The 7,569-nt window shown below is 60.0% G+C and carries 5 protein-coding genes; 2 read left to right on the forward strand and 3 right to left on the reverse strand.

The genetic code is table 11. The features are described from left to right. Positions 1 to 21: 21 nt before the first annotated feature. The 3 genes from Q8X48_RS25110 to Q8X48_RS25120 form a co-directional block, all read right to left on the reverse strand. Entirely contained in the window at positions 22 to 1,152 is a 1,131-nt protein-coding gene (locus Q8X48_RS25110) for a saccharopine dehydrogenase family protein (protein ID WP_407800160.1), read from the reverse strand. A 40-nt stretch (positions 1,153 to 1,192) separates the two neighbouring features. After that, entirely contained in the window at positions 1,193 to 2,473 is a 1,281-nt protein-coding gene (locus Q8X48_RS25115) for an acyl-CoA dehydrogenase family protein (protein WP_407800161.1), read from the reverse strand. Positions 2,474 to 2,534: 61 nt separating this feature from the next. After that, positions 2,535 to 3,509 carry an NmrA family NAD(P)-binding protein gene (locus Q8X48_RS25120; protein WP_407800162.1) on the reverse strand — a complete coding sequence of 325 codons (975 nt, stop codon included), beginning with the start codon at positions 3,507 to 3,509 and terminating at the stop codon, positions 2,535 to 2,537. Positions 3,510 to 3,670: 161 nt separating this feature from the next. Here Q8X48_RS25120 and Q8X48_RS25125 point away from each other — a divergent pair, with 161 nt between their 5' ends. Then, entirely contained in the window at positions 3,671 to 4,525 is an 855-nt protein-coding gene (locus tag Q8X48_RS25125) for a helix-turn-helix domain-containing protein (protein WP_407800163.1), read from the forward strand. Between the two features lie 251 nt (positions 4,526 to 4,776). Further along, a complete protein-coding gene (locus tag Q8X48_RS25130; protein ID WP_407800164.1) occupies positions 4,777 to 7,443 on the forward strand; it encodes a LuxR C-terminal-related transcriptional regulator in 2,667 nt (888 codons plus the stop codon). Positions 7,444 to 7,569 lie beyond the last annotated feature (126 nt).

Raw genomic sequence — 7,569 nt, forward strand, 5'->3', positions numbered from 1 at the left:
AAATGGTTCCTGTGCCGGTAATCAGAGTTTGGTAACGGTGGCACGGGCCAGGCCGCGCTCTTCCAGGAAACCGAGCAGATAGCGGTGTCCAAATGCCTTGGAGCCGGAAGCGAAGCCGACCTTGTTGGTGTCGCCATCGAGCAGCTTGACCGCCGCCGCGGCCTGTAGGGCACCGGTGGAAATATAGGGTGTGACGCCATGCACGGTAGCGCGCACGGCAGCCAAGTGACCGCGGCCGATCGCGATGTCGACGCTGCGCTGCAAGGTGGTGCGCTCGCGGGGTGGCATGCTTGGCGTGGTGGCCTCTACCAAGCTCCTCACCACTGCGTCCTGCTGCTCCTTGGACAGGTGCTTGTACTCCGCTTCCCACTTCTGGCTCAGACCATGCACCATCGGCATCACATTGTTGTCGTAGAAACCGACCGCGGAGGTGCAGGCGCGCACGCGCGGATCATGCTCGAAGTAAATCGGCAGCGAGGTTCCCCCCCAAGGCAGGCAGAAAACCGGCTGCATGAAGTTGGGGTCGACAATGTTGAACGAAGCGGTGGCTGGGTGCTGCACCAGCTTGTTTTCCCACAGGTAGAACTGCTCCCTGTGGAACAATTCAAAAATCGAGGCCGCCGAGCCCAGGCTGACCCCGGCAACATCACGCGGGCCTCGGCACAGGGCGGCGGTTTCCAGTACGTCGATACCGGGGGTTTCCAGCGCCAGTTCGGCGGCGATCTCGGAGAAGCTGAACATGTAGGACAGCGATGGCGAAACCAGCAGGCCAGCCTGACGATAGAGTTCGCCAAATTGCTCGCGAACCTGACGGACATAGCTTTGCTCGCCAGTGGTATCTATGTGGTGGCAGCCGGCCTTGAGCGCGGCCTCAACGGTGGTCAGACCGAAGTTGACGAAGGGCCCAACGGTGTTGCAGACCACCTTGGCCCCCTTGAAGGCGGCGCTCAGCGACTCGACGTTGTGCTCGGCCTCGATGATTTCATAGGTCGCGGACTCCAGGCGTACCACCCGTTGCGCCATCATTTCCTGTGCACGCCTGGCGTTGCGTGCCACAGCGGTGAATGGGATGTTCTGGTCGATCAGCCAGTCCATGGTCAGCATGCCGGTGTAGCCACTGGCGCCATATACAACTACGGGATACTTAGCCATTTCTGTTGTCTCCAATGTTTATTGTCAGTCGGGTTTGGGATCAGTACTGGGGCCAGCCGTCTTCGTAGAGCTCCTGGACAAGGAACCCAAGGCGGGTGGTGAGCATCATGTTCTCGCCATCCTCGATCAGCGCGGCGCGGGCATCGCGGAATAACTTCTCCATGGGGTACTCGCGGGTCAGGCCGTTGCCGCCGAACAGCTGCATGGCATCGCTGACCACGCGCATGGCTTCTTCGGTCACGGTGACCTTGCCGGAAGCCGTGGCACAGGGGTGCCCTTGCGGGGACAGGCGCGCATAGGCCAGGGAGCGGCGGGCGACAGCCCGGCAAAGCTCGACACGACGCAACATGTCGCCGATGCGGTAGCGGGTAAGCTGGTGGTTGATCAGCAGTTGGCCACCCTGCTTGCGCTCATGGCAGTAGGCCAGTGCCAGCTCGAAGGCGGAACGTGCCACGCCGGTGAACCATTGCGCCATGTGGGTGCCAGCGAACGACCAGGTCGAAACGACGTTGCCGTAGTACTCATCTTGCAGAGCCACGGCGAAGCGCTTGGGAATCCGCACGTTGTCGAAATACACCTCGCCCTGGGGCAGCGCGCGTTGGCCGATTTTCTCCAGCGGCTTGCCCTTGCTGACACCGGGCAAGTCCAGGGGCACGATTACCGAGATGCCATAGGGCAAGCCATTGGCATCGTAGAAACCGTTGCCATAGTCGGCGGTCATGTAGGCCAGGGCCACCTGGGCCACCGCGCCGTTGGACACCCAGGCTGAGCATTGGCCGTTGATGACGATCTCATGTTCGCCGACCTTGGCGAACAGGTTGCCCTTGTTACCCAGCTGCCCCGGCACCCAGTCGCGCTGCAAGTCGAAGGCGCTGACGTCAGTGCCCTTGTCTGGATGGGTAATCATCCAGCAGCCGATTTTCCCGGCACTCAGATCGATCAGTTCCTGGTTTCCTACGGCTTTGGCCATCTCGTTCGCAAAGGTGCTGACGCCCAGGGAAACCGCCAGGCCGGCATCGCCCCAGCCCATTTCTTCACTGATCATGGACTCGACGCGTACAGCCGTTTCCGGCGGCAGTTCGGCTAGTAGATCGGAATCCAGGCCCAGCTTGGCGGCTTCGCTGAACACGCTGTAGTACGGCGAGCCGGGGGCGACCACCTGCTCTGCGGTCATCTTGTCGAGTTCCTGGCCGAGGGGGCGCATGAAATCCTTGGCAAAGCGATGCACGCTGTCCTGGATGCTGCGCTCGATTTCGTTCAGGGGCGTTTCAAAGCCGGTTATTGAAATGTCAGGCAGGTTGATCCGGTTACTCAGTTTCATGATGGGCCTCGTCATATCACTCGGTTTTTCTTATGGCCTGCACTCTGGTTTTCGAGACGCGTCAGGCGTCGGCCGGCAGTTCGCCGGCGGCGATCAGCGTGGCGCGCGTGGCCTCGACGAAAGGCTCTACGGTGTCGACGAACAGCTCTTGCAGCGGCGTCCCCTTGAACTCGGGGAGGAAGGTCTTGTTCCAGTGGCCGCACAGCGACATGCCCGCCGGGGTGTCGACCATGGCGACGCCGATCGCCAGTAGGGTCTGGATGGCACCGGGACGGGAAGCCGCGTAGGCCGCGCGCCATTGCTCGGGCGTCAACTCGTTACGCTCAATCGGACGACCCACGGCCTGTTCGCGCGCGGCCAACAGCTCGTTCCAAGAACACCAGGCCGTGGCCGCGACTGGACAGATCGCATTGCGCGAGGCCGGGTGGGCCAGCACATGTGGAATGATGCGGCCGACATCCGTGCCGGTCGACCAGGCCAGCTTGGCGTCGGGATCGCCCATCACCATCACCGGCTCGAGCATGTAGTACTCGATCCAGGCACCAGCCGGAATGATGGTGTAGTCCATGCCGGCCAATTCGATCATGCGCCGGATGAACGCCTTCTGTCGGGCCATCAAGCGGTGCGTGGTGTCGGTCTGCCAGAACTGCTCGAACTCGTAGATCGCGCCGTACTCGGACGGCACGAAGCGTTCGACCCCGGCTTCCTTGGCGGCAAATATCAGCGGCATCTGCGATTCGGTGGCGTGGAGCGGCACGCAGGACACCAGGTAGTCGGTGCCGCGCAGCGCCGGGACCAGCGCTTGGGCAATGGTGACGTCGACCTCCTTGATGGTCACGCCCTGACGCGCCCATTCGGCGTACTGCTGCTGTTTTTGCGCCTCGCTCTTGCTGATGCCCGATGATGAGTGTTCCACCTGGCCGGAGCGGCGCGCCAGCACATTGATATTGACCAGGTCCTGGCGAATGAACTCATTGACGCAGGCGACGCCGGCAGTCCCGGTGGCGCCGAATACAGTGACGGTCTTTTTGCTCATGCTGTTCTCCTGGCTGTGATCAGTCATGCGGGCGAGCGGTTGTGCCGGCCTCGCATTAAGGCGAGTGGCGGAATATTTGGCCGATTATTGTTCTTCCCGACATCGACAACTCACCTGAAAAGCGGTCATATTTGTCAAAATATGCTCATCCCGAGATGCCCATGAATCCGCAACAACAGGTCCATGAAACACTGGGATTACCCTTGCTGGGTGGCCTGGTGTGCAGTGACATCCCCTTGTATGCGGAGCGCTACTTCCTGCACACAACTGATCTATCCGTCCCGCCAGTTGACTTCATGGCCCTGCTGACCCAGTTCGGTGGCTCGCGGGCGGATGAGGGGTCAGGGGGCGAGTTGCGCTCAACATCGATGCCCCGCTTGTCAATGCTGCTGCCTGCAGGTTGTGCCACTCAATGGCACTATTCCGGCAGCATTGATTTCGCAGTTTTTTATCTGCCTGAGCGCACTGATGGTGTGTTTCGACAATTGCGTGAGCTATGCGCTGGCGCGCAGGCACCATTGCCCGTCAGTGATGGTTTGGTGAGCGCAGCGGCCCGGCAATTGATGGATGAGCTAAGTCTTGGGAAAGGGGCTGATCAGGGGTTCATGGCAAGATTGGCCATGGTCATGCTTGAGCAGGTGTATCGTGCGCTACGAGTTGACGCGAGCAGAGGTATTTATCCGCCGCATATTCATCTGGCGCGTCTGCATACAGTACTGGTCTTTATTCGCGAGCATCTGGGGCAGGAACTCTCGATCAGCACGCTGGCTGGCCAGGCGGGTGTCAGCCCGGCTCATTTCCGACGGCTGTTTCAGCGCGCCATGGGTATGCCGCCCCATCGCTATGTGATGAATTTACGACTGGAGCATGCGCGTGATCTGCTCATGCAGACCGATCTACCTATTTTGCATGTGGCACTGGAGTGTGGTTTCAGCTCTCAGAGCCACCTGACGGCAGCGTTCAAAGTTGCGCACGCCAGTACACCGGCCGAATACAGAGCCCTGGCTGGAAGGTAGCGGATGCTTTGGCGTGGCGAGCAGGTCACTGCACCGAAAGTACGCAAGCGGCTTGCGTTGGATTGCACCGGGAGTTCAAGCCCTCGAACTATTCCATGGTAGTGTTCGACTGTCAGGAACTGTATCCAGCGGTGTTTGGCGAGAACTTGCAGAACCCGAGTCAGAAAATCACTCGGCCATCAAAGGCCACGATCAGCGACCTTTAGACGCTCCCTGGGTAAGCGTCTCTCAATCACCAGGGTCCGAAAGAAATGGATTGCATAGAGCCCCAACTGATCCTCAAAACGACGCCGCCGCGTAGTCAGAAATCGGCACGGATGCGAAACCGCCTGGGTATCCATACCCAGGAACTGACAGACAAAGTGGTGATCGCCGTTCAAGCGCCGGCAGGCTTCGGCAAAACTTTTTTGCTGACCCAATGGCGCCGTGAATGTTTGTCTCACGGTGCCGTGGTGGCCTGGATGACGCTGGATGCACAGGATGATAGTGCGCGTTTTGTCCAGGGGCTGGGAGCTGCCATGGCTGTTGGCAGCGGTCGGCCGTCGTTTGCCCGCGCATTCGAGCCTATTGCGGGACTGGGGCGTGACGAACAGGAACGGCTGACGCAGTGGTTGGTGGAAGTGGCTGACATGGGTAGCGAAACCGTATTGATTCTGGATGAAGTGGATACCTTGCCCGAGTTGACGATCCGGCACTCCCTGACGTACCTGTTGCACAACGCGCCGGCCAATTTGCGCATCATCATGGCCTCTCGCACACGGTTGAATCTGCAAGTGACGGACCTCGCGGCAAGAGGGCTTTTCACGACGATCATGACAGCGGCTTTACGACTGAATGTGGAAGAGGCAGTCGCCATCCTCGATGACCGTTTCGGTGCAAGGGTTGATGCCGACCTCTGCGTGCGATTGCACGAGATAACCGAGGGCTGGCCGCTCGGCTTGCAATTAGCGATTTCGGCGTTGGAGAAGAGCCCGAATCGGAGTGCGGCAGTCGAAGGGTTGTCGACTTGTCTGGGGGATATCCAGCGTTATTTCGTCGACAGTCTAGTCGCACATCTTCGGGAGGAGCAGGTTCGTTTTCTGACCGGCATTGCCTTGTTGGAAATGGTCCAGCCCCTGTTATGCGAGGCGCTGACGGGCAACGCGCGCTCGGGTGAATTGCTGAAGGAGTTGTGTGCCTCGACACCGATCTTTGTTGAAAGTATCGACAGTGACTGGGTCCGCATCCATCCATTGGCGCGGGAATTTCTGCTCGGCCGTTTTGCCAACTTGCCGTTGGAGGAACGTCAGGGTTATCACCGGCGCGGCGCTGTGTGGCTGGAACAACACGGTTTCCTGGAACAGGCCGCCCGGCAATATCTGTTGGCCGGCATGCCCCAATCGGCCTATACGTTGATCGGCAAATGCCTGTACGAAGTAGCGTTGCAAGGGCAATTCAGCCGGGTGCTGGAGTGGGTCGAGGAGCTTGGCCCCGCTGACGTGTTGTCGCATCCGCGCATCTGCCTGGCGGCGGCCTGGACATTAGCAATGGGAGCGCGTCAGGCAGAAGCGGCGCAATTGATTGCGGCTATTGAACAGCATCCGTCCGCCGACGAGGCGACACGTTGTGAAGCGGCCACCATCGCCGCCGCCGCCGCCTTCTTTGCCGACCGTCCGGATCAATCGCATGAACTCATCATGCCTTGGGTCGATCGATTGCCTTCATTCTCAACCACGGTGCAAGCCTTGGTCGCGAACCTGATCGCCCGGCTGACGCTGTTGCAGGGGCAACCGGAGAAAGCCCGACGAATCCTTCAGCGAGCACCGCTTTACGCGGGAAGTCCTGGCCTTGATGCCATACGCGGGTACGGCGAGTGGGTGGTCGGTCTTGCTTATTTATACGAGGGCCGAATGGTGTCGGCGCGCATTGCGTTGCACGACAGCCTGTTGCTTGCCGAACGGGACATCGGTCGGCGCAGTCCGGTGGCGGTCATTCTAGCGAGCGCTCTGGCGACGGTGTTGCTGGAGCAGGGGGAAATTCAGGAGTCCGCTACGGTGCTGGCGAACAGGCTGGATATCGTTGAACGATTGGCGTCCCCCGATGCCATTGTGCACGGTTTTCTCGCCGCCGCTCGACTGGCCTCACTCCAGGGGCAGGGGCATCGCGGGCAAGATCTGCTCGAGGCGTTATTCGCCCTTGGAGAAGAGCGAAATATTCCACGATTCTGCATTGCCTCCCTGGGAGAGCAAATTCGCCTGCATGCCTTGCAGGGACGCAGCGATACCTGTCAGGCATTATGGCGACGGCTGGACAGTTTCACGCCGGTTATTACCCGTGAGCGAGCAGGGTTGCTGGGTCCGGAGCTGGACTTGCTGGCCGGGGTAGCCAACGCTTACGCCTTACTGGCCCAACGTGATTGGGAGGCTATGCTGGCGGTGCTGGACAAGGTTAGCGAAACAGCCGAATACCTGCGTCGTGGGCGAGACATCGTACAGATCAAATTGCTCAGGGCACTGGCACTTCGGGCGAGCGGACAGGGCGGCACCGACTATTTGCTGGAGGCTGTCAGCCTGGCGAAAGAAAACGGTATGTTGCGCGTGGTGCAGGACACCCATCCGGACCTGATCAAATGGGAGCAGACGCTCCAGGGGGCAACGGTCCCATTGCTTGCGGCGAGCTCTACACCCGCACCTGTTGCGCGACTGGAATCCAGCCCATTGAGCGTGTCCCCGAGTCGTCTCTTGACGCCCAAAGAGCGCGAGGTGTTGCAGTTATTGGCTCGCAACCTGTCCAACAAGCAAATCGCCCTGGCGCTGAATGTCGGCGAGGAAACCGTGAAGTGGCACCTGAAAAACCTGTTTGGAAAATTCCAGGCCGGCACAAGACAGCATGTTGTCGCGCGTGCCTACATGCTGGGAATTCTCGAGACAGCGGGCTAATGCCAACCCACCGCCCGGGATGATCCGTTCGGATCCTCCCCCAACCTGTCTCCTGTACACATCTGACGATGCCGACCGACCCCAAGGGCGAGCTTTCCGTGGTCGCCGTCACCTTAATAAAAACAA

The organism is Pseudomonas sp. QLc11A (assembly GCF_052112305.1).
In the GTDB taxonomy this organism is placed as follows: Bacteria; Pseudomonadota; Gammaproteobacteria; order Pseudomonadales; family Pseudomonadaceae; genus Aquipseudomonas; species Aquipseudomonas laurylsulfatiphila.

Excerpts from the sequence above, each read along its gene's own strand:
- Q8X48_RS25110 (WP_407800160.1), bottom strand. The coding sequence starts at position 1,152 with ATGGCTAAGTATCCCGTAGTTGTATATGGCGCCAGTGGCTACACCGGC.
- Q8X48_RS25115 (WP_407800161.1), bottom strand. The coding sequence starts at position 2,473 with ATGAAACTGAGTAACCGGATCAACCTGCCTGACATTTCAATAACCGGC.
- Q8X48_RS25120 (WP_407800162.1), bottom strand. The coding sequence starts at position 3,509 with ATGAGCAAAAAGACCGTCACTGTATTCGGCGCCACCGGGACTGCCGGC.
- Q8X48_RS25125 (WP_407800163.1), top strand. The coding sequence starts at position 3,671 with ATGAATCCGCAACAACAGGTCCATGAAACACTGGGATTACCCTTGCTG.
- Q8X48_RS25130 (WP_407800164.1), top strand. The coding sequence starts at position 4,777 with ATGGATTGCATAGAGCCCCAACTGATCCTCAAAACGACGCCGCCGCGT.